Consider the following 22,309-nt stretch of genomic DNA (forward strand, 5'->3'; position numbering starts at 1 on the left):
CTCACGTTGCCGCCACCTCCGCATTGAACCCTAATCAATGAATCATTATAAAGATTGTGATATCAAGGGTTCGTGCAAAAGACGATCCCCGGCGTGCTGGACGCAGCGGTCGCGCGCTACCGGGACCGGCCCGCGGTCGAGGCCGCGTCGGGCGTCTGGTCCTATGCCGACCTCGACGACCAGGCCCGGCGTGCGGCCGGAGCGCTGTGGTCGCTCGGGGTGCGGCCCGGTGACCGGGTGGCGGCCTGCCTCCCCAACGACCTGACGATCGTCGGTGCCTTCCACGGTGCCCAGCGGATCGGTGCGGTCTGGGCGGGCATCGGCGAGGCGCTCGCGCCGGCCGAACAGCAGGGGCTGCGCGACCTGATCGAGCCGACGGTCGTGCTGGCCGGGCCGCGATGCCGGGTGGACGGTGTGGGCCCCGATCGATGGGCGGAGCTCCTCGGTCAGAACCTGAGCGCACCCCCGGTCGACCGGCACCTCGACGCGCCGGCCGGAATCGCGTTCACCAGCGGCACGTCCGGGGTGCCCAAGGCGGTCGTGCACAGCCAGCGCAACCTGCTGCTGCCGGGCGCGGTGCTGGTCGCCACCCGTGGCTGGGGGCCGGACCTGCGTAAGGGCGACAGCTTCCCGCTCACGATCCTCAACCTGATCGTGCTCTCGACGCTGCTCACCGCGCAGGCGGGCGGCTGCTGCGTGCTGATGGACCGGCGCGACGTCGACGGCGTCGCCGAGTGGATCGCCACCCGGCGCGTCACGGTCTGGAACGGCGCGCCCGCGCAGCTCTACGACCTCGCCCGGCGTCCGGACGCGGAGCTGAGCTCGCTGCGCGAGGTCTGGAGCGGCGGCAGCGATACGCCGGACACCGTGCGCCGCGCGTTCGCCGCGACCCACGGGCTGGTGCCTCGTGCGACCTACGGCCTCACCGAGGCGCCGACCGTCGTCGCGATCGACCCGCCGGGCGAGGACTGGCGGCCGGGTGCGAGTGGACAGGTGCTTCCGCAGTACGACGTCGCCGCGTACGACGAGGCGGGTAACCGGCTCCCGGACGGCGAACCGGGCGAACTGCGGCTCGCCGCGGCGTCCACCGGCCGGTGGGCCGGCGTCTGGCGTCCGCTGCTGGGGTACTGGGAGGAGGGCCGCGTTCGCGCGGCCGCTCCCGGCCCGTTCCCCACCGGCGACGTCGGGGCCGTGGACGCCGACGGCTGGCTGACCGTCCTCGACCGGAAGAAGCTCGTGATCATCCGGGGCGGGGCGAACATCTACCCGCTCGAGGTGGAGCGGGTGATCGCCGCGCACCCGGACGTCGTCCGGGTCGCGGTCTGCGGCGTTCCCGACGATCGGCTCGGCCAGCGGGTGGCCGCAGTCGTGCAGAGCGCGGGGACGACGCTCGACCTGGACGCGCTCGCCGAGCGGTGCCGCCGGGAACTCGCCCCGTACAAGGTTCCGGAGGTCTGGACCCAGGTGGACACTCTGCCGGTGAACGCGATGGGCAAGGTGCAGCGCACCGAATTGCCTCAGCTCATCGCCGCACCGGATCGGTCATGAGTCCGCAGCCGCATCACTGCTAAACTTACAATTATGGCGATTGCAGGCTCCGAGCACACGAAAATCAGCCAATTGCGTATGGCGGAGCAGGTCGCCGCGGCCCTGCGTAACCGGATCCTCGCTGGTGGAATTGTCGACGGCACCTCACTGCCGAAACAGGACGAACTCGTCGCCGAGTTCGGGGTGAGCTACCCGTCGGTGCGCGAGGCCCTGCGCATCCTGGAGACCGAAGGGTTCATCACCGTGCGGCGCGGCAACCGCGGCGGCGCGGTGGTGCACGCGCCGGACATCGGCACCGCGGGTTACGCGCTCGGCCTGACGCTGCAGGCGATGCAGGTGAAGGCCACCGACCTCGGTGACGCGCTGGCCGTGCTCGAACCGCTCTGCGCGAGCCGCCTGGCACAGCGTGCGGACCGGCACCGGTTCGTCGTCCCGCGGCTCCGCGAGCTGCTGGATGCCAGCGAGCGCTGCATCGACGACGGTGCGGTGTTCACGACCGCGTCGCGCGAGTTCCACGACGCGCTGGTCGGCTTCGAGACCAACGCCACGCTGCGCGTCGTCGTCAAGAGCCTGACGTCGTTGTGGTCGGTGCAGGAAGAGGCCTGGGCCGAGGCGCAGGCCTCGCGGGGCGCCTACCCCTCGCACTCCGACTGCGCCGCCGCGCATCGCGCCCACGCGCGCCTGGTGCAGGCGATCGAGGACGGCGACGCGGACGAGGCCGCCCGGATCGCCCAGGAGCACCTGAGCGCGACCCAGCACTGGGTCGGCCGGTCGCTGAAGGGCGGCGTCATCGACGCGGCGTCCGAGCGGAGCCGGAAGCGGTTCCGGCGCGGCTGACGCGCCTATCCTTGTAAGGATTGAGAGTTTTCCTTAGGATCGGCCTTCACCGACCGAGGGAGACCGGCGTGGCCCTGGACCGCGAGGTCGCGGCACGAATGCTCGATTTGGACGGCCGGGTCGCGATCGTGACCGGTGCCTCCTCCGGCCTCGGTGCCGCGGTGGCCGAGGCGATGGCGTCGCTCGGCGCCCGGGTCGCCGTGGTAGCCCGCCGGCGTGATCGGCTCGACGAGCTGGCGTCGCGTCTCAAGGGGCTGGCCGTCGAGTGCGACCTGTCCGATCCGGAGCGGGTGGGCTCGGTCGTGCCCGCGGTCGTCGACGGGCTCGGGCCGCCCGAGATCCTGGTCAACGCCGCCGGGAGCATGTTCACCGAGGAGCGCGCCGAGTCCGAGCCGCTCGAGGCCGCCCGCCGGACGCTCGACCTCAACCTGCTGGCGCCGCTCCTGCTCGCGCAGGGAGTCTTCCCGCACATGCGTGAGCTGGGGCGCGGCGTGATCGTCAACATCTCGTCGATCAGTGGCCGGGTCGGCATCCCCGGGATCCCGCAGGCGTCCTACGCGGCGAGCAAGGCCGGCCTGTCCGGCCTCACCGCCGAGCTCGCGGTGCAGTGGGCGCGCCACTCGATCCGGGTGAACACGGTGGCGCCGGGCTTCTTCCGCAGCGAGATCACCGGCCCGCTCTACGACGCCGAGAAGGCGCGCGAGTACCTCCGCCGCAACACGCCGCTGCCGAAGGAGGGCTCGGTGGACGACATCGTCGGCGCCGTGCTGTGGCTGGTCGGCGACGGCGGGAGTTACGTCACCGGTCAGACCGTGGTCGTCGACGGAGGTTGGACCGCGCGGTGATCCGCTAAACTCACTATCATTGTAAGGATTGTATTATCGTGAACCCCATGGAGTACACGATGGGGGAGCGCGCCACGGCGCTACGCGCCGAGCTGCGTCGTCTGGTCGCGGAGCACGTTCCCGCCGACTACCTCGGCGCGTTCACCGACGATCCGGCGGATCTCGCGGTCGCCCAGCGGTTCTGTGAGGTGCTCGCCGACCGCGGCCTGCTCTGCGTCGCGTGGCCGGAGGAGTTCGGCGGCGGCGGCGGGTCACCCTGGGAGCAGACCGTGGTCCGCGAGGAGATGTGGGCCCACCACGAACCCCGCGGCGCCCAGTACATGGGCGTCAACTGGGTGGGCCCGACGATCATGCGGCACGGCACCCCGGAACAACAGCGGCAGCACCTGCCCCCGATCGCGCGCGGCGAGGTGATCTGGTGCCAGGGCTTCAGCGAACCCGAAGCCGGCTCCGACCTCGCGTCGCTGCGCACGGCCGCGCGTCCGGACGGCACCGGGTGGCGGGTCTCCGGCCAGAAGATCTGGACGTCCTACGCCTCGATGGCGCAGTGGTGTTTCCTGCTCGCCCGCACGTCCAACGGGGCGAAGAAGCAGCAGGGGCTGACGATCTTCCTCGTCCCGATGAACGCACCGGGCATCGTGGTCCGGCCGATCCGCAGCATGCTCGGCCCGCACCACCTCAACGAGGTGTTCTTCGACGACGTCCGGGTGGGCCCCGCCGACGTGCTCGGAACCGAGGGTGACGGCTGGCGGGTGGTCCAGGAGGTGCTGGCGTTCGAGCGGGTCGGGATCGCGCGGTACGCCCGGTGCGAGCGCCTGCTGCAGGCCGCTCCCGACGTCCTCGGCGACCAGTGGGACGATCTGCCGCCCGAGCTGCGGGCCCGCTGGACGCGGATGCTGGTCCACTGCCGACGGGCCCGCCTGCTCGCCTACCGGGTCGTCGCGCTGCAGAGCGACGGCCGGGTGACCCCCGGCGACGCCGCGGCCTACCGCATCGCGGTCACCAAGCTCGACCAGGACAGCGCGGAGGTACTGATGGAGATCGTGGGTGCGGCGGCGCTGACCGGACCGGACGGGCTCCGGTACCGGCGCCAGGTGGAGGACCACTGGCGCTACGCCCAAGCCTCCACGGTGGCGTCCGGCAGCATCGAGGTGCAGCGCGTCCTGCTCTCCCGCGCGTTGCTGGCGGCGTCGTGAACCTCGAGCTGAGCGAGGAAGCGACCGAATACGCCGAGCAGGCGTCGCGGGCGTTCGCCACGGCGGGTGGCGACTCGCTCGTGCAGCGTGCCGAGTACGAGCCGGATCGCCGCGGCGGGCTCGTCGAGCCGGTGCTGACCGGTCTCGGAGCCTGGGACCTGGAGGCGCGCAGCAACCCGATCGAGCTGGAAGCCGCGGCGGCGCTCTGCCGCAGCGCGGGCTACTGGGCGCTGGCCTACCCGGTGGCCGAGCGGCTGGCCCGCCCGGTCGACCTCGCCGTCGACGGCCTGCTCGTCGTCGCCGGGCCGGTGCCCTCCGCCGCCGTCGCGCACCTGGACCTGCGCTGGGCGGCGGTCACCCTGGACGGAAACCGCAGCAGCGCGCGGGCCACACCGGCGACCCGTCCGCCCCGCACGTCGCTGTTCGTCAGCGAGCTGGAGCTCGACCCGATCGACGACGACGGGGCCAAGGACGTCGCGCTCGCGCTGACGCTGCCCGGCTGGACGCTGCTGGGGATGCTGGACCGCGCGATCGACCTCGCCAGGGCCCACGTCCGCCTCCGGACCCAGTTCGGCAGGCCGCTCTCGGCGTTCCAGGCGGTCCAGTTCCAGCTCGCCGACGCCGAGGTCGAGCGGATGGGCGTGGAAGCGCTGGCCAAGCACGCACTGTGGAGCGTCCAGACCGAGAGCGAGGACGCGCTGGCCGACGCGCTCGCACTGCGGATCGCGGCGGCGGAGTCGGCCGAGACCGTGTTCCGCGCCGCGCACCAGCTGCACGGCGCCAGCGGCTTCTGCGACGAGACGACGCTCTCCTGGCTGTCCCGGTACAGCCAGCCACTGCGTCGTCTGCCGCTGGGGCTGTCGGCGGCGCGCGAGCGGCTGACCCGGCTCGTCGGCCGGCGCGGGCTGACCGGGCTGTTCGGCGAGCCGCTCGGTGAGCCGCTCGACGTCAGCCCGGTGTGAGAGGGAGACCGACCATGGAGTACGACCTGCCCGCCGAGCTCAGCGTCGAGGTCGACGGACCGATCCGGACCGTCGTCCTGAACCGCCCGGACGTGTTCAACGCGGTCAACGAGCCCCTGCACTCCGGGCTCGCCGACGTCTGGGAGCAGCTCGCCGCGGACCACGACGCGCGGGTGGTGATCCTCACCGGCGCGGGCCGCGCGTTCTGCTCCGGCGGCGACCTGGACTGGATCACGTCGTTCCTCGACGATCCGGTGGCGCGGGACGCCAGCCTGGTCGCGGGCGCCCGGATCGTCGACGAGATGCTCCGCTTCCCGCTGCCGGTGATCGCCGCGGTCAACGGACCGGCCGTCGGGCTCGGCTGCACGCTGGCGGTGTTCTCCGACATCGTGCTGCTCTCGGAGACCGCCTACCTGGCCGATCCGCACGTGACGGTGGGCCTGGTCGCGGGGGACGGTGGTGCGGCGTTCTGGTCACTGCTCACCCCGATCCTGCGCTCCCGGGAGTACCTCTACACCGGCGACCGGATCCCGGCCGCGACCGCGGTGGAGCTGGGCCTCGCGACCCGAGTGGTCTCCCCGGATGCGGTGCTCACCGAGGCCCGACGTTGCGCGGAACGGCTCGCGGCGCAGTCGCCGGAGGCCCTGCGCGGCACGAAGCGCCTGCTCAACGGCGTCCTGGCGCGGGCGCTGGGTGACGCGCTGCCGGAGGGGTTCGCCGCCGAGGGGGCGTCGATGCGCTCGGTGGAGCACCGGGAACGGCTGCTCGCGCTGCGTCCCCCGGCGGGCCCGGCATGAACTCCTGGCCTTCCGAGCCCGCTGAGTTCCGTGTCGCGGTGCGGGACTGGTGCCGGACCCACGTGCCACCGGACTGGCGACGAACTCAGACCGGCGTGCCGGAGGCGGAGTACGTCCGGTTCCAGCAGGCCTGGTTCCAGGAGCTGCGTGCGGCCGGACTCGCGGTTCCGCACTGGCCGGCCGAGTGGGGCGGCGGACTGTCCGCAGCCTCGCAGACCGTGCTCTACCAGGAGCTGGCCGCCGCCGACGCGCCCCGCCTGGTGCTCGCGTTCGTCGCGATCCACCATGCCGCGTCCACGCTGCTGATCGCCGGCACCGACGCCCAGCGATCGCGACACCTCCCGGCGATCCTGGACGGCGAGATCTGGGCCCAGGGGTTCTCGGAGCCGGGTGCGGGGTCCGACCTGGCCGCGCTGCGGACGACCGCGCGCCGGTACGGCGACCGCTACGTCGTCAACGGGCACAAGATCTGGGCGAGCGGTGCCGCGTACGCGGACTGGTGCCTGCTGCTCGTCCGCACCGACCCGGACGCACCGAAACGGCGCGGGATCACCTACCTGCTGCTGGACCTGCGCGCGCCCGGCGTCGAGGTGCGTCCGATCCGGCAGGCGACCGGCGAGTCACACTTCGCCGAGATCTTCCTGGACGACGTCACGGTCCCGGTCGCGAACCGGATCGGGCCGGAGAACGAGGGCTGGCGGGTGGCGCAGGCGACGCTGGGCGCCGAACGCGGGATGACGATGCTCGAACTCGCCGAGCGGCTGGGTAACGCGGGCTTCCGGTGGCTGGTCGAGGCGTGCGGCGATCGTCGTGCCGACGGGTCACGTCCGCTCGACGACCCGCGGGTGCAGGAACGGCTCGGCGCGTTCGAGACCGAGATCGCGGCGCTCCGCGCGCTGTGCCGGACGCACGTCGAGCGCGCGGGCGACGGGACGGCGGGTGCGGCCGACGCGTCGGTCGTCAAGCTCGTCTACAGCGAGCTGCTGCAGCGGGTGATGGACTTCGGCGTCGAGATCGCCGGGCCGGCCGCGCACACGGTGCTGCGCAAGCCGCTCTCCAGCGGGTGGGAGTCCGGCGCCTGGATGCTCGACTTCATCGGCTCGTGGGAGTGGACGATCCCCGGCGGGACGAGCGAGATCCAGCGCACGATCATCGGCGAGCGCGCGCTCGGCCTGCCTCGCGAGCCGAGTGCCGCATGAGCACCGAGCTTCTCGAACTGCACGATGACTTGCGTGCGGTGGCGCGCGACCTGCTCGGTGCCCAGCCGTCCGTCGACCGGGGGACGCTGGCCGAGGCGGGCTGGGCGGGCCTGGAGGTGCCGGACGCGCTCGGCGGTGCTGACGCGACGTTCGCCGAGGTCGCGGTCGTCCTCGAGGAGATGGGCCGCGCGGCGACCCGCAGCGGGTATCTGGGCGCGGTCCTGAGCGTCGGGACGCTCGGCCTGCTCGCGCCGTCGACCACCCGCGACGAACTGCTCCGCGACGTCGCGCACGGCACCGTGGCGCCGGCCGCCGCGATCCGCGACGCCGGGAACAGTGGCCTGGCGGACGGCGTCCCGTTCCGGCTGGAGCGGGGGCTCCGGCTGACCGGACGGGCCACGTTCGTCCCCGACGCCGTCGGGGCCGACCGGATCCTGCTGCTCGCGGAGGATCCCGACGGAGCCGTCGTGGTCGTTGTCCCGGAGCTTTCCGCGGTGCGGATCGTCGAACAACCCGTGCTCGACGAGACCCGGTGTTTCGGGGTCGTGGAGGCTTCGGACCTCCCGGTCCCGGCCGACGCGGTCGTGCGCTTCGCCGGCGACCCCGCCGTGGCCGTGCGGCGTCTCGTCGACCGGGCGGCGGCAGCGGTGGCCTGCGACAGCCTCGGGATCAGCGAGGCCGTGCTGGACGCGACCGTGGCCCACGTCCGGACCCGCGAGCAGTTCGGGCGGCCGATCGGGTCGTTCCAGGCGGTCAAGCACGCGTGCGCCGACCTCTACGTCCGAGCTTCCCTGGCCCGGCTGCTGGTGTCGGACGCGGCGGCGCGCCTGGATGAGGCCGCGGTGTCCCGGGCCAAGTCCTACGCCTGCGAGGCCGCAGTAGAGGCGGCCGGGACCGCGATGCAGTTGCACGGCGCGATCGGGTACGCGTGGGAGAGCGGGATTCATGCGTACTTGAAGCGGGCGGCGCTCAACCGCGCGCTGTTCGGATCCCCCGCGGAACACCGCCAGCGCCTCGCCGCCCGCTGGGCCTAGGCCGACGCGCGGGGGACCAGCGTGATGCCGTCGTGGAGGTCGAACGGCGGGGGAGTGCGGTCGGCGAGCAGGTCGACGAGCGTCCGCGCGAGGATCACGCCGGAACTGCGCCCGTCGATCGAGATCGTGGTGAGCGGCGGCTCGGCGTAGCGGGCGATCGACAGCTCGTCGGCGCCCATCACCGCGAGGTCCTCGGGAACCCGGAGCCCGGCCGCGCGGGCGGCGGCCAGCACCGCGAACGCGACTTCGTCGCCGTGGCACGCGACCGCGGTGATCGGGTGGCGGCCCGAACGCCAGACGCGGACGACGTCCGCGGCACCCTCGGACGGCACCACGTACCGCTTGACCGGCGGTAGCCCACGACGCTCCGCGGCGCGCCGCGCCCCCTCGTACCGCCCGGCGGACAGCGACGCCGAGCGGATGTCGCCCGGCACCGCGAACGCGATCCGGCGGTGGCCACGCCCGGACAGGTAGTCGACCTGCATCTCGCCGAGCAGCTGCATGACCTCTTCGAGGTTGGACCCGAACCGGGTCCCGGGCTGCGGCAGCACCAGCGCGGCACCGCTGGCCGTGAACGTGGCGATCTCGGACTCGGTGAACGGCACCATGCCGACGACCGCGACCGGCGCGAGCGCGGCCGCGACGTCCTTCGGCGACCGATGCTCCGCGCCGAGCAGGTAGGTCACCAGCGTGAAGCCCTCGGTGGCCAGTTCGTCCGCCAGGACCTCGAGCATGTCGCCCATCGTCCCGCCCTGCGGCAGGTCGGGGATCGCGAGCAGCACGGTCCGCCCGCGCCCGCGTCGCAGCGCCTGGGCGGGCCCGTGCGGAACGTAACCGAGCTCCTCGGCGGCCCGGAGCACCTTCGCGCGCGTGGTCTCCGGGATCGACTGACCGGGGGTGTTGTTCAGGACGAAGCCGACCAGTTGCCGGGAGAAGCCGGAGGCTCGCGCCACGTCCGTACTCGTCACCCGCGGACGACGCGCTGCAGCCACCGGCCTCCCTCCCTCGTCTTTCGTTCACGCTACAAGGTTCAGAACTCCGTGACGCCCGCGTCCGGCGCGATCTCGTGGGCGGTGATGTACTTCGACTCATCGGAGGCGAGGAACAGCACGGTGTCGGCCACGTCCTCGGGCTGCGTGATGTCGACCGGCAGCAGGTTGGCGAACATGCCCGCGAGCTTCGGGTACGTCTGGATCGCGGCGCCGATCGCGACCTGCATGTCGCCGGTGCCCATCGGCGTCGCGACGCCGGTCGGGTGGACGCTGTTGACCCGGATGTTGTGCTGAGACAGCTCGGCGGCGAACGCCTTGGCCATGCCGCGGACGGCCCACTTGCTGGTCGTGTAGGGCACCATGAACGGCTGCACCTTCAGGCCTGCGGCGGAGCTGATCAGGATGATCGACCCGCCCCCGGCCTCGACCAGGTACTTCGCGCCGGACATCACGGTGTTCCAGACGCCGGTGACGTTGGTGTCGATCGTGTCGGAGTAGATCTGCGGCGTGACCTGGTCCCACGCCCGCGGGACGCAGATGCCCGCGTTGGCGACGATGACGTCGAGCCGGCCGAGTTCGGCGACCCCGGCGTCGACGGCGGCCGTGAGCGCGTCGAGGTCGCGGACGTCGACCTTCGCCGAGACGATCCGCCGGTCGTGCTTCTCGACCAGCGCGACGGTCTCCGCCAGGTCGTCCGGCGTGGGGGAGTCGTAGTCGACGCTGGGCAGCGGGCCGGCGATGTCGACCGCGATGATGTCCGCACCCTCCTGTGCGAGCCGGATCGCCTCGGCGCGCCCCTGCCCGCGTGCCGCGCCGGTGATCAGCGCGACCTTTCCTTCCACCCGTCCAGCCATGTACGCCTCTGATCTCAGTGTTCGTTAGCACGTGCTAGCGCCCGAACTGTACTCCCGCCGCGTTGCTTCCGGCCGGGTTCCGCGGAAGACGCGAGTGCTTCCGTCTGATGTCTTCCGTGTGACGCAGGACACGCGTAGGGTGCGTTCCTAGCACGTGCTAGGAATCACGCTCCCCGGTTGCAGACTTCAACGGATTTCCAAGTCTCAAATGCCGCGGATGCGGGTGCACTACGCGTATGAGCTGGCAATAGGGCCCGACGAGAACATCGTGGAAGCCCTTGAGATTGATAGTTTTAGAACTATACGATGTCCCCGGTTTCCTCGACGTGGAGGAGCACGACAGACCGCCCGGAGCGCAGGTCTGTCGCCGGTGCGGCGTTTTCACTGCCGCGATGCCGCTTCCTCCACCCCCAGGTCACCGGAGTCCCCGCCGGGACGTCCCGGCCCGGCACGTTCGCCGGGAGCCCCGGCCCGTGGCAGAGATGAGGGTGCGTCACGTGTTAAGGCCGATGGAAGGCGTCCGGGTCCTCGAGGTGGCCCAGTTCACCTATGTGCCGTCCGCCGGCGCTGTGCTGGCGGACTGGGGTGCCGACGTCGTCAAGATCGAGCACGCCGAGAAGGGTGACGCCCAGCGCGGCCTGGTCAAGGCGCTCGGACACGACGTCATTTCGAAGAACTCGACGTTCGCGCCGATCATGGAAGGCCCGAACCGCGGGAAGCGCAGCCTCGGTCTCTCGCTGGAGAAGCCGGAGGCCAAAGAGGTCCTGCACGAGCTGATCCGGCGCAGCGACGTCTTCCTGACGAACTTTCTCCCGGCCGCACGCCGGAAGCTCGGCATCGATCTCGACGACGTCCGGGCGGTCAACCCGAACATCATCTTCGTGGTCGGGTCGGCATTCGGGCACGCGGGTCCGGAGGCGGAGAGCGGTGGGTACGACGGCACCGCGTACTGGGCCCGCGCGGGCACGGCCGACGCGCTGACGCCCGACGGTGCGGCCGCTCCGACGCCGCCGCCGGCCGGTGCCTACGGCGACAACATCGGCGGGATGACGATCGCCGGTGGCATCGCGGCGGCGCTGTACGCCCGCGCGACGACCGGCGAGCCGTCGGTCGTGGACGTGTCGCTGCTCGGCGTCGGGGCGTGGGCGATCCAGCTCAACGTCAACCTCGCGCTGCAGTCGGGCGGGCCGCTGCCGAAGTTCGCCCCCCGGGCCGGCGGCACCCCGAACAACCCGCTCACCGGTAACTACCGCACGTCCGACGGCCGGTGGATCAACCTCTGCATGCTGCAGCCGGGCCGGTACTGGGCCGACTTCTGTCAGGTCGTCGGGCGTCCGGACCTGATCGTCGATGAGCGGTTCGACACCACCGAGAAGCTGATGCGCAACGCGCTCGGGGCCGGGGAGATCGTCGCCGAGATCATCGCGGCCCGCACCAAGGACGAGTGGGTCTCGGTCTTCGACGACATGGAAGGCCAGTGGGCGCTGGTCCAGGACACGTTCGAGGTCGGCAACGACCCGCAGCTGCGGGCCGTCGGTGGCGTGGTCGACGTCGTCGACTACGAGGGGAACACGCAGAAGCTGGTCGCGAACCCGGTGCAGTTCGACCGGAAGCCGCCGGTGCTCACCCGGGCGCCGCAGTTCGCCGAGCACACCGACGAGATCCTGGCCGAGCTCGGCTTCACCGACGAGAAGGCGCTCGAGTTCAAGATCGCCGGAGCGGTCACGTGACTACGGTCCGGGTCGGGTTTATCGGTCTGGGGTCCCAGGGCGGACCGATGGCGCGCCGGATCGTCGACTCCGGTTTCCCGACCACGCTCTGGGCGCGCCGGGCGGAGTCGCTGGAGCCCTACGCGGACACCGCCGCGGCGGTCGCGGACTCGCCTGCGGCGCTCGCGAAGGCCAGCGACGTCGTCTGCCTCTGCGTGGTCGACGACGACGGGGTGCGGACGATCGGCGAGGAGGTGCTCTCCGGTCTCGCCGAGGGTGGCGTGATCGTCGTCCACAGCACAGTGCACCCGGACACCTGCCGCGCGCTCGCCGAGCAAGCCGCCCGAAAGGGCGTCGCGTTGATCGACGCGCCGGTGAGCGGTGGCGGCCACGCGGCGGCCGAACAGCGTCTGCTCGTGATGGTCGGCGGTGACGAGGCGGTGCTGGAGAAGGTCCGCCCGGTGTTCGAGACGTTCGCGAACCCGATCCTGCACCTGGGGCCGGTCGGCTCCGGTCAGGTGACGAAGATCCTCAACAACCTCCTGTTCACCGCGCACCTGGGGGTCGCCGAGTCGGCGTACGCGCTGGGCCGGGAGCTCGGGGTCGACCTCGAAGCGCTGGCGAAGGTCTTCGGCTCCGGAAGCGGCAACAGCTTCGCCGCGTCCGCGGTGCTGCCCGGCGGCGACTACGACGCCACCCGGATGGCCCCCATCGCCGGACCACTACTGCAGAAGGACGTCCGGCTGGCGGTCGAACTGGCCGACGCGGCAGGAGCGGAGGTCGGCGCGGTGCTACCCGCGGCCGACTCGGCGCTGAACACGATGCAACACCCTCGTTGACCGGTTCCGTTCCTGATTGGAGGCACGCACATGCCGCTCCCCGACGATGCCAAGATCATCTCGGTCGACGATCACGTGATTGAGCACCCGCGGGTCTGGCTCGACCGGATGCCGCAGAAGTACCAGGACGTCGCGCCGCGCATCGAGCGCCTGCCGGACGGCAACGACACCTGGATCTTCAACGGCAAGCCGTCCGGCAACTTCGCGCTCAACGCGGTCGCGGGCAAGCACCCGCGCGAGTTCGGCATGGACCCGCGCAGCTACGACGACATGCGCCCGGGCTGCCACGACATCGGTGAGCGCATCAAGGACATGGACGTCGAAGGCGTCTGGGCCCAGCTGTGCTTCCCGAACATGGGTGGGTTCGCCGGCAGCACGTTCTACGCGTGCGAGGACAAGGACCTCGCCGCGGAGTGCATCCGCGCCTACAACGACTTCATCCTCGACGAGTGGTGCGCCTACGCACCCGACCGCCAGATCCCGCTGGTGATGGTCCCGTTCTGGGACGTTCAGGCGGCGGTCAAGGAGGTCGAGCGCACCGCAGCGAAGGGCGCCAAGTCGGTGTCGTTCATCGAGGCGCCGCACCGCGTCGGGCTGCCGTCGTACCACACCGATCACTGGGACCCGCTGCTGCGGATCTGCGAGGAGGCCAACCTCCCGGTGTCGGTCCACTTCGGCTCGGGTGGCGCGCCGCAGGGCGTCGCGCAGGACGCCGACATGTTCGTGACGATCGCGCTGTTCGGCATCAACTCGATGATGGCCTGCGTCGATCTGCTGATCTCGCCGGTGTTCTACAAGTTCCCGAACATCAAGTTCGTGCTCTCCGAGGGCGGGATCGGCTGGATCCCGTACATCCTCGAGCGTGCCGACTACTCGTGGGGCCGGCACAAGTACTGGTGCAACATCGACCAGGACCGCAAGCCGTCGGAGCTGTTCAAGGACCACATCTACGGTGCGTTCATCTCCGACCAGAACGGCATCGACCTGCGCCACTCGATCGGCGTCGAGCAGATCCTGTTCGAGAGCGACTACCCGCACTCGGACTGCAACTGGCCGCACACCCGCAAGGTGCTCGGTGAGCAGCTGGCAGGAGTTCCCGACGACGAGGCACGGCTGATCGTCGAGGGCAACGCCCGCCGAATCTTCAACTTCCCCGCATGAGAGTCGGAGTTGTCGGCGCCGGCCGGATGGGCCGGCCGATGGTGCAGCGGCTGGCCGGCGCCGGGCACGAGGTCCGCGTGCTCGCGCGCTCCGACGCCGCCGCCGCGGCGCTCACCGAGGACGGTGCCGTAGCGGTACGCGACCTCGGCGCGGTCGCGGCCGGCGCCGAGGCCGTCGTAATCTGCGTCCACACCGACGAGCAGGTCCGCCAGGTGGCCCTCGACGACGGGCTGATCGACGCGTTGCCGGACGGCGCGCTGCTGATCGTCCACACGACCGGGCACCCGGGCACCGCCGACGCGCTGGCCGAGCGCGCCGCCGGCCGGGGCATCGAGGTGCTGGACGCCCCGGTCAGCGGAGGCCCGCACGACATCGCCGCCGGCCGGATCACGCTGCTGGTCGGCGGCAGCGACGAGGCGGTCGCCCGCGCCCGCCCCGCGCTGGCAGCCTACGGTGACCCGATCCTGCACGTCGGTGGCCGCGGCAACGGCCAGCGGGTCAAGCTGATCAACAACGCCGTGTTCGCGGCCAACATCGGGCTGCTCGCGGCCGCGGTCGACCTCGGTGCCCAGCTCGGCGTCTCCGAGGCGGCATTGCTCGAGGCCTTGCCGCAGGGCAGCTCGAACAGTTTCGCGCTGTCCGGCGTGGCCCGCGCCGGCTCGGTCGCCGGGTTCGCCGCGGCCGCCGGCGAGTTCATCGGCAAGGACGTGGCGGTGGTCCGCCAGGTCGTCGCCGACCTCGGCGGTGACCTCGGTGCGCTCGCCGCCGCCCACCAGACCTTGGCCGGCCTTCTCACGGTTCCCGAGCACGCTCGCGCTCTCGCCTGAAACTCACCCCCCTCGGAGCTCTTCATGACATCGCTTGGTGAACGCCTTCTCATCGACGGCGAGCTCGTCGCCGCCGGGAGCGGCCGCACATTCGACAACATCAACCCGGCCACCGAGGAGGTCATCGGCGCCGCCCCCGACGCCGACGCCACCGACGTCGAGAAGGCCATCGGTGCCGCGCGCCGGGCGTTCGACACGACGTCCTGGTCGACCGATGTCGAGTTCCGCCGGCACTGCCTCATCCAGCTGCGCGACGCCCTGCGGAACAACGTCGAGGAGCTGCGGAGCATCGTCGTCGCCGAGTCGGGCAGCCCGGTCGCGCTGACCGGCGCGATCCAGCTCGAGGGCCCGATCGGTTTCATCGACCACTACATCGACCTGCTCGGCAGCTACGAGTTCGAGCGTCCGCTGCCGGAGAAGGAGTTCTACGGCGCGGCGACCAGCCGGGTCGTCCGCCGCGAGGCCGCCGGTGTGGTCGCCGCGATCACGCCCTGGAACTACCCGTTCTACCTGAACATCGCCAAGACCGCCGCCGCGCTCGCGGCCGGCTGCACGGTCGTGCTCAAGCCAGCTCCGGACACGCCGTTCAGCGCGCTGGCCCTCGGCAAGATCGCCGCCGAGCACACCGACATCCCGGCCGGCGTGCTCAACGTGGTGTCCACGAGCGACAACAGCGTCGCGCAGATCCTCGCCACCCACCCGGACGTCGACCACGTCACGCTGACCGGCTCGACCGGCACCGGCCGCAAGGTCATGGCGGCCGCCTCCGAGACGATCAAGCGGGTCACGCTGGAGCTCGGTGGCAAGTCCGCCGCGATCCTGCTGGACGACGCCGACTTCTCGCAGATCCTGCCCGGCCTGGCGATGGGCATCGTCGTGCACGCCGGCCAGGGGTGCGCGGTGCAGAGCCGGCTGCTCGTGCCGCGGAACAAGCTCGACGAGACCGTCGAGCAGCTGGCCGCGGTCATGGCGCAGATGCCGTGGGGCGACCCCACCGACCCGGGCAACCTGATGGGGCCGGTGATCAACGCCGCGCAGCGCGACAAGGTGCTCGGGTACTACGAGGCGGCTGCCCGCGACGGCCGGATCGCCCTCGGTGGCAAGCCGCAGGACCGGTTCGAGCGCGGCTACTACGTCGAGCCGACGCTGATCACCGGCGTCGACCCGAAGTCCGCGGTGGCGCAGGACGAGATCTTCGGCCCGGCCATGGTGGTCCTTCCGTTCGACGACGACGAGGACGCGCTGCGCATCGCCGACAGCACGATCTTCGGCCTGTCCGGTGCCGTGCACAGCGCCGACTTCGAGCGTGCGATGGGCCTGGCCCGGCGGATGCGGAGCGGCACGGTCGGGGTCAACGGCGGCAACTGGTTCGACGTCCAGTCGCCGTTCGGCGGTTACAAGCAGAGCGGCCTCGGGCGGGAGTGGGGCACCGAGGGCCTGGAGGACTTCCTCGAGGTCAAGACCATCGCCTGGCCGACCGCGGCCGCGCGCTGAATCAGCACAGTAGACAGAGAGGTCGAACCATGGCTGGTCGGGTAGAGGGAAAGGTCGCGTTCGTCACGGGCGCGGGCAGAGGACAGGGCCGTAGCCACGCGGTCCGGCTCGCCGAAGAGGGCGCGGACATCATCGCGGTGGACATCTGCCGCGACTTCGAGACGGTGAACTACCCGATGTCGTCCTCGGACGACCTCAAGGAGACCGTCGCACTGGTCGAGGCGCTCGACCGGCGGATCGTCGCGGTCGAGGCCGACGTCCGGGAGCGCGCGCAGCTGATCGCGGCCGTCGAGCAGGGTGTCGCGCAGCTCGGGCACCTCGACATCGTGGTGGCACAGGCCGGTATCGCACCGATGAAGGGCGAGCCGGCGGTCCAGGCCTGGATGGACGGCGTCGACACGCTCTTAGTGGGCGTCATCAACGCGATCCACGCGTCGCTGCCCCACCTGAAGGCAGGCGCGTCGATCATCGCCACGTCCTCGGCCGCGGTCGCGATGACCGGTGCCGGTCTCGGCGCTGCCGGGTCGGTCGGCCAGGACCCGGGCGGGGCGTCGTACCAGTACGCCAAGAAGGCGGTCTGCGAGTTCATCCACGAGCTGGCCCGCAACCTCGCGACCCGCAGCATCCGGGCGAACGCGGTGCACCCGACCAACTGCAACACGCCGATGTTGCAGAGCCCGCCGATGTACAAGGCGTTCCGCCCGGACCTGGAGAACCCGACCCGCGAAGACGCGGAGATGGCGTTCTATTTCCAGCAGTTGATGCCGGTTCCGTACGTGGAGCCGGTCGACATCAGCAACGCTGTTCTCTACCTGGCGTCCGAAGAGGCTCGTTACGTCACCGGCATGCAGATGCGGGTGGACGCCGGTTCGTACCTGAAGTTCCAGGACTACCACGTCTGACGCGCTGACCGGAGGTACGGCTCCCCATGAAGGTTCGTGTTGATCCGCAGATCTGCCAGGGCCACACGCTGTGTGCGATGACCGCCCCGGATCTGTTCGAACTCAGTGACATCGACGGCCACGCCTCGGCCGTCAGCGAGGACGTCCCCGCCGACCAGGAGACGCTCGCGAAAGAGGCCGCCCGCACCTGCCCCGAGCAGGCAATCATCCTGTTCTGAGCAGGGAGAACCTTAGTGACGATCGACGACGTCCGGGATCCGAACACGGACGCCCGGAAGAACAAACGCATCAGCCTCGACCGGCACTCCACGCAGTACCGCGTGGAGTTCGAGAACCTCGCGACCGAGTTCCACGGCAAGTGCCCGGTGGCGTGGAACGAGACGCACGGTGGCTACTGGTTCGCCAGTGGCAACAAGGAAGTGTTCGACATCGCACGGCGGGCTGACGTGCTGTCGAACGAGAACGACCCGGACGAGGTCAAGCGCGGGTACTGGGGGATCTCGATCCCGCCGCCGCAGCGTCGGCCCGGTAATCCGATCGGCGGGTTCCTGGAGATGGACCCGCCGGAGCAACGGCACTACCGGCAGGCGCTCAACCCGTACCTGTCCCCGGCCGCGGTGGCCCGGTGGCAGCCGGTGATCGACGAGATCACCCGGGCGTCGCTGGACGAGAAGATCGAGTCCGGTCAGATCGACTTCGTCGACGACCTCGCCAACGTGGTGCCCGCGGTGCTGACGATGGCGATGCTCGGGATGCCGCTGGCGGACTGGGTGGTGCACTGCGAGCCGGCGCACGCCAGCGTGTACACGCGCCCGGATTCGCCGAACGTCATGCAGGTCTTCCAGATGATGATGGACGCCAGGGCCAAGACCGCGGAGTGGATCGGGCGGATCCGCGAGAACCCGCGCCCCGGCCTGATCAACGGCCTGATCACCGCCGAGATCAACGGCGCGCCGCCGTCGGACAAGGATGTCCTCGGCGCCGTGGGCCTGCTGATCGGTGGCGGTTTCGACACCACGACGGCGCTGACCGCGCATGCGCTGGAGTGGCTGTCGGAGAACCCGGAGGACCGGGATCGCCTCAACCGGGAGTGGGAGTCGCTGCGCGACTCCGCGACCGAGGAGTTCCTGCGGTTCTACACGCCTGCGGTCGGTGACGGCCGGACGATCGCGGTGGACGCCGAGATCGACGGCGTTCAGTTCAAGGAGGGCGAGCGTCTCTGGCTCTCCTGGGCGATGGCCAACCGGGACGAGACCGTGTTCGAGGACCCGCACCGCATCCAGCTGGATCGGAAGGGTAACCGGCACGCCAGTTTCGGTCTGGGCATCCACCGGTGCATCGGCTCGAACGTCGCGCGGGCGACGTTCAAGACGATGATCCGGCACGTGCTCGACCGGATGCCGGACTTCGTCTGCGACAAGTCCGGTGCCGTGCACTACGACACGACCGGCGTGATCAACGGGATGAAGCACTTGCCCGCGACGTTCACTCCGGGGCCACGTATCGGCCCCGGGCTGGACGAGACGATCGAGAAGATGCAGAAGATCGTCGACGAACAGCGTCTGGCCGAGCCGGTCACGGTGCGCAAGGCCAAGGCCGAACTGACCGATTGAGTTAGGCACCGAGGGCGGCGGCGTCGCGCGAGCGACGCCGCCCGCTCCTGCGCCGACCCACCCCGCTACTGCCCCCCGGAGTGAGGGAATCGATGACCATCGACGACGGTCGCGACATCGAAGAACAGCGGAAAAGTAAGCGCATCAACCTCGACCGGCACTCGCCGCGCTACCGGATCGAGTTCGAAGAACTGGCCGACGAGTTCCACACGAACTACCCGGTGGCCTGGAACGAGACGAACGGCGGCTACTGGTTCACCAGTGGCAACAAGGAAGTGTTCGACATCGCGCGGCGGGCCGACATCCTGTCGCACGAGAACGACCCCGACGAGGTCAAACGCGGGTACTGGGGGATCACGATCCCGCCCCCGCCGCGCATGCCGGGCGAGCCGATCGGCGGGTTCCTGGAGATGGACCCGCCGGAGCAGCGGCACTACCGGCAGGCGCTCAACCCGTACCTGTCCCCGGCGGCGGTGAAGCGCTGGCAGCCGGTGCTCGAGGAGATCACCCGGGCGTCGCTGGACGAGAAGATCGAGTCCGGTCAGATCGACTTCGTCGACGACCTCGCCAACGTGGTGCCCGCGGTGCTGACGATGGCGATGCTCGGGATGCCGCTGGCCGACTGGGTGGTGCACTGCGAACCGGCGCACGCCACGGTCTACACGCGCCACGACTCGCCCGAGATCATGGACGTCTTCACCAAGTACCTCGAGGCGCGTGGGCGAGCGGAGCACTGGATCAACGAGATCCGGGAGAACCCCCGCCCCGGCCTGATCGACGCGCTGATCAAGGCCGACATCAACGGCGGGAAGGCCTCGCACCGGGACATCGTGGGGGCGGTCCAGCTGCTGATCGGCGGCGGGCTGGACACCACGACGTCGCTCACCGCGCGCACGCTGGAGTGGCTGTCGGAGCACCCGGAGGAGCGCGATCGCCTCATCCGGGACTGGGAGTCGCTCCGGGACTCAGCGACCGAGGAGTTCCTGCGGTTCTTCACCCCGGCCCAGGGTGACGGACGGACGATCTCGGCGGACTGCGAGATCGCCGGCACGCAGTTCAAGGAGGGCGACCGGATCTGGATGTCCTGGGCGATGGCCAACCGGGACGAGACCGTGTTCGAGAACCCGCACCAGATCCAGCTGGATCGGAAGGGTAACCGGCACGCCAGCTTCGGTCTGGGCATCCACCGGTGCATCGGCTCGAACGTGGCGCGAGCGACGTTCAAGACGATGCTCCGGCACGTGTTCGACCGGATGCCGGACTTCGTGTGCGATCCCGACGGAGCCGTGCACTACGACACCACCGGAATCATCAACGGCATGAAGCACCTCCCGGCGACGTTCACGCCGGGACCTCGGCTCGGTCCCGGGCTGGACGAGACGATCGAGAAGCTCCAGAAGATCTGCGACGAGCAGCGTCTGGCCGAGCCGGTCACGGTGCACAAGACCGTGGCCAAGCTGTCTGACTGAGTTGTCACCCGCGGCGGCGCCGGCGTCAGCCGGCGCCGCCGCCTCGTTTGGCGAAGGAGAACAACCGTGGCGTACGTGGTCGCCGAACCCTGCGTCGACGTGCTCGACCGGGCGTGCGTCGAAGAGTGCCCGGTCGAGTGCATCTACGAGGGCGGCCGGATGGCCTACATCCAGCCGGAGGAGTGCGTCGACTGCGGAGCCTGTGAGCCGGTCTGCCCCGTCGAAGCCATCTACTTCGAAGAGGACCTGCCCGAGCAGTGGGGGCCGTTCGCCGAGGCCAACGTGGTCTTCTTCGCGACGATCGGCTCGCCGGGCGGGGCGTCGAAGATCGGCAAGCAGCCCGACGTCCCCTTCGTGGCGTCCCTGCCGGAACGGGAGGCGTGATGCCCGGCCCGCTGCCGTACGTCTCGCTGCTCAACGAGTTCTACTGGAAGTCCGGGGCCGACGGTGTGCTCCGGATGCAGCAGTGCTCGTCCTGCGAAGGGCTGATCCATCCGCCGAAGCCGGCCTGCCCGCGCTGCCGGAGCACCGAGTCCACGATCACCACGCTGTCCGGTTTCGGGACCGTGGTCGGCTTCACCGTCAACCACCGCTTCGCGCTCCCCGGGCTGCCCGCGCCGTACGTCATCGCGCGGGTCGCGCCGGAGGAGGACGACCGGGTCCGGCTCACCACCCGGCTGGTCGACGTCGAGCCCGACGCCGTCGAGCTGGGCATGCGCGTCCAGGTGACGTTCGAGCAGGTCGACGACGTCTGGCTGCCGCTGTTCAGGCCGGCGGCCGGTGAGCCCGGCGAGCTTCCCGAGGACGAGGAGGGCCCGGCCGAGATCCGCGCCCGGGTGCGGCCGATGCTCACCACCCGCAAGTTCGAGGACGACGTCGTGCTGAGCGGCGTCGGCGCCTCGGACATGGGCAGGCGGCTGCGCGTCGACCCGCTGACGCTGACCGTGCAGGCGTGCGAGGCGGCGGTCGCCGACGCGGGCCTCACGATGGACGACATCGACGGCCTCTCCACCTACCCGGGCGGTGGCCCGGCCGGCGGCTTCGGTGAGGGCGGTGTCACCGCGCTGGAGGCCGCGCTGCGGATACGGCCCACCTGGTACAACGGCGGCGCCGAGACCTTCGGTCCCGGCGGTTCCGTGATCGCCGCGATGCTTGCGGTCTCCGCCGGGCTGGCCCGTCACGTCCTGTGTTTCCGGACGATCTGGCAGTCGACGCACGACGAGATGCAGAAGCGGGGAGAGCTCGCGCCGTCCTTCGGCCGGGTGCCCGGCGACAGCGGATGGTCGGTGCCGTTCGGCGCTACGTCGGCCGCACACGGGCTGGCGATCAACGCGCAAGCCCACTTCCGGAAGTACGGTACGACCCGGGAGACGCTCGGCTGGATCGCGCTCAACCAGCGTGCGAACGCCGCACTGAACCCCACCGCGACCTACCGCGACCCGATGGACATGGACGACTACCTCGGGGCGCGGCTGATCACCACGCCGTTCGGCCTCTACGACTGCGACGTTCCGGTGGACGCGTCGATCGCGGTCATCGTCTCGGCCGCCGACGCCGTCGGTGACCTGCGGCAGCCGCCGGTGCGGGTGGAGGCCGTCGGCACCCAGCTGATCGAGCGGGTCGAGTGGGACCAGAGCACGTCGACGCACGAGCCGCAGGTGCTCGGCCCGGCCGCGCACCTGTGGACACGGACCGGGCTGCGCCCGGACGACGTCGACGTCGCCCAGCTCTACGACGGGTTCACGTTCAACTGCCTGTCCTGGATCGAGGCGCTCGGGTTCTGCGGGATCGGCGAGGCCAAGGACTTTCTGGACGGGGGCAAGAACATCGCGCGGGACGGCGTCCTGCCGCTCAACACCCACGGCGGTCAGCTCTCGCACGGCCGCACGCACGGGATGGGGCTGCTGCAGGAGGCGATCGTCCAGCTCCGCGGTGACGGCGGCGAGCGACAGGTCACCGACGCGCGCGTGGCCGTGGTCAGCAGTGGCGGCCTGACGCCCAGCGGCGTCCTGCTGCTCCGGAGGGACTGAA

The 22,309-nt window shown here is 70.7% G+C and carries 21 protein-coding genes; 19 read left to right on the plus strand and 2 right to left on the minus strand.

Features of this window, described 5'->3' with window-relative positions:
* Window positions 1–72: 72 nt before the first annotated feature.
* The 8 genes from BUB75_RS05865 (at window position 73) to BUB75_RS05900 (ending at window position 8,418) form a co-directional block, all read left to right on the plus strand.
* A complete protein-coding gene (locus BUB75_RS05865) occupies window positions 73–1,548 on the plus strand; it encodes a class I adenylate-forming enzyme family protein (protein ID WP_073252148.1) in 1,476 nt (491 codons plus the stop codon).
* 33 nt (window positions 1,549–1,581) lie between these two features.
* Window positions 1,582–2,385: a FadR/GntR family transcriptional regulator gene (locus tag BUB75_RS05870; protein WP_073252150.1), complete on the plus strand. Its 804-nt coding sequence runs from the start codon at window positions 1,582–1,584 to the stop codon at window positions 2,383–2,385.
* A gap of 98 nt (window positions 2,386–2,483) precedes the next feature.
* The gene (locus BUB75_RS05875; RefSeq protein WP_073252851.1) at window positions 2,484–3,230 is read left to right on the plus strand and encodes an SDR family oxidoreductase; all 747 of its coding nucleotides are present in this window, start codon (window positions 2,484–2,486) and stop codon (window positions 3,228–3,230) included.
* A 47-nt stretch (window positions 3,231–3,277) separates the two neighbouring features.
* Window positions 3,278–4,426, plus strand: a complete 1,149-nt coding sequence (locus BUB75_RS05880) for an acyl-CoA dehydrogenase family protein (RefSeq protein ID WP_073252152.1) — start codon at window positions 3,278–3,280, stop codon at window positions 4,424–4,426.
* On the plus strand, window positions 4,423–5,388 hold the full coding sequence (locus BUB75_RS05885; RefSeq protein ID WP_073252154.1) for an acyl-CoA dehydrogenase family protein: 966 nt from the start codon (window positions 4,423–4,425) through the stop codon (window positions 5,386–5,388). Before BUB75_RS05880 ends, BUB75_RS05885 begins: the two co-directional genes overlap by 4 nt.
* 14 nt (window positions 5,389–5,402) lie before the next feature.
* Window positions 5,403–6,185 carry an enoyl-CoA hydratase/isomerase family protein gene (locus BUB75_RS05890; protein WP_073252156.1) on the plus strand — a complete coding sequence of 261 codons (783 nt, stop codon included), beginning with the start codon at window positions 5,403–5,405 and terminating at the stop codon, window positions 6,183–6,185.
* Complete coding sequence (locus tag BUB75_RS05895; RefSeq protein ID WP_073252158.1) at window positions 6,182–7,384, plus strand: acyl-CoA dehydrogenase family protein; 1,203 nt, start codon at window positions 6,182–6,184, stop codon at window positions 7,382–7,384. Before BUB75_RS05890 ends, BUB75_RS05895 begins: the two co-directional genes overlap by 4 nt.
* A complete protein-coding gene (locus BUB75_RS05900; RefSeq protein ID WP_073252160.1) occupies window positions 7,381–8,418 on the plus strand; it encodes an acyl-CoA dehydrogenase family protein in 1,038 nt (345 codons plus the stop codon). Before BUB75_RS05895 ends, BUB75_RS05900 begins: the two co-directional genes overlap by 4 nt.
* On the opposite strand, the gene BUB75_RS05905 is transcribed toward BUB75_RS05900, so the two are convergent.
* Both BUB75_RS05905 and BUB75_RS05910 read right to left on the minus strand, forming a co-directional pair.
* Window positions 8,415–9,410 (minus strand): LacI family DNA-binding transcriptional regulator, encoded by a 996-nt coding sequence (locus BUB75_RS05905; protein WP_073252162.1) that lies wholly within the window; start codon window positions 9,408–9,410, stop codon window positions 8,415–8,417. The genes BUB75_RS05900 and BUB75_RS05905 overlap by 4 nt on opposite strands.
* 38 nt (window positions 9,411–9,448) lie before the next feature.
* The gene (locus BUB75_RS05910; protein WP_073252165.1) at window positions 9,449–10,264 is read right to left on the minus strand and encodes a mycofactocin-coupled SDR family oxidoreductase; all 816 of its coding nucleotides are present in this window, start codon (window positions 10,262–10,264) and stop codon (window positions 9,449–9,451) included.
* A gap of 497 nt (window positions 10,265–10,761) precedes the next feature.
* On the opposite strand from BUB75_RS05910, the gene BUB75_RS47545 reads away from it, so the two are divergent.
* The 11 genes from BUB75_RS47545 (at window position 10,762) to BUB75_RS05965 (ending at window position 22,308) form a co-directional block, all read left to right on the plus strand.
* The gene (locus BUB75_RS47545) at window positions 10,762–11,994 is read left to right on the plus strand and encodes a CaiB/BaiF CoA transferase family protein (RefSeq protein WP_073252168.1); all 1,233 of its coding nucleotides are present in this window, start codon (window positions 10,762–10,764) and stop codon (window positions 11,992–11,994) included.
* Window positions 11,991–12,812, plus strand: a complete 822-nt coding sequence (locus BUB75_RS05920) for an NAD(P)-dependent oxidoreductase (RefSeq protein ID WP_245806216.1) — start codon at window positions 11,991–11,993, stop codon at window positions 12,810–12,812. The genes BUB75_RS47545 and BUB75_RS05920 overlap by 4 nt, the downstream gene beginning before the upstream one ends.
* A 30-nt stretch (window positions 12,813–12,842) precedes the next feature.
* A complete protein-coding gene (locus tag BUB75_RS05925) occupies window positions 12,843–13,973 on the plus strand; it encodes an amidohydrolase family protein (RefSeq protein ID WP_073252171.1) in 1,131 nt (376 codons plus the stop codon).
* Complete coding sequence (locus BUB75_RS05930; protein WP_073252173.1) at window positions 13,970–14,800, plus strand: NAD(P)-dependent oxidoreductase; 831 nt, start codon at window positions 13,970–13,972, stop codon at window positions 14,798–14,800. Before BUB75_RS05925 ends, BUB75_RS05930 begins: the two co-directional genes overlap by 4 nt.
* Window positions 14,801–14,824: 24 nt before the next feature.
* The gene (locus BUB75_RS05935) at window positions 14,825–16,294 is read left to right on the plus strand and encodes an aldehyde dehydrogenase family protein (RefSeq protein ID WP_073252175.1); all 1,470 of its coding nucleotides are present in this window, start codon (window positions 14,825–14,827) and stop codon (window positions 16,292–16,294) included.
* A 29-nt stretch (window positions 16,295–16,323) separates the two neighbouring features.
* Window positions 16,324–17,196 carry a mycofactocin-coupled SDR family oxidoreductase gene (locus tag BUB75_RS05940; RefSeq protein ID WP_073252179.1) on the plus strand — a complete coding sequence of 291 codons (873 nt, stop codon included), beginning with the start codon at window positions 16,324–16,326 and terminating at the stop codon, window positions 17,194–17,196.
* A 26-nt stretch (window positions 17,197–17,222) separates the two neighbouring features.
* Complete coding sequence (locus tag BUB75_RS05945) at window positions 17,223–17,414, plus strand: ferredoxin (protein WP_073252181.1); 192 nt, start codon at window positions 17,223–17,225, stop codon at window positions 17,412–17,414.
* Between the two features lie 15 nt (window positions 17,415–17,429).
* Window positions 17,430–18,809, plus strand: a complete 1,380-nt coding sequence (locus BUB75_RS05950) for a cytochrome P450 (protein ID WP_084740242.1) — start codon at window positions 17,430–17,432, stop codon at window positions 18,807–18,809.
* A 92-nt stretch (window positions 18,810–18,901) separates the two neighbouring features.
* Window positions 18,902–20,278 carry a cytochrome P450 gene (locus BUB75_RS05955; protein WP_073252184.1) on the plus strand — a complete coding sequence of 459 codons (1,377 nt, stop codon included), beginning with the start codon at window positions 18,902–18,904 and terminating at the stop codon, window positions 20,276–20,278.
* A 66-nt stretch (window positions 20,279–20,344) separates the two neighbouring features.
* Window positions 20,345–20,662, plus strand: coding sequence for a ferredoxin (gene fdxA, locus BUB75_RS05960; protein ID WP_073252186.1), 318 nt, complete (start codon window positions 20,345–20,347; stop codon window positions 20,660–20,662).
* Window positions 20,662–22,308: a thiolase C-terminal domain-containing protein gene (locus BUB75_RS05965; RefSeq protein ID WP_073252188.1), complete on the plus strand. Its 1,647-nt coding sequence runs from the start codon at window positions 20,662–20,664 to the stop codon at window positions 22,306–22,308. The genes fdxA and BUB75_RS05965 overlap by 1 nt, the downstream gene beginning before the upstream one ends.
* Window position 22,309 lies beyond the last annotated feature (1 nt).

The sequence above is a fragment of the Cryptosporangium aurantiacum genome, from assembly GCF_900143005.1.
GTDB lineage: Bacteria > Actinomycetota > Actinomycetes > Mycobacteriales > Cryptosporangiaceae > Cryptosporangium > Cryptosporangium aurantiacum.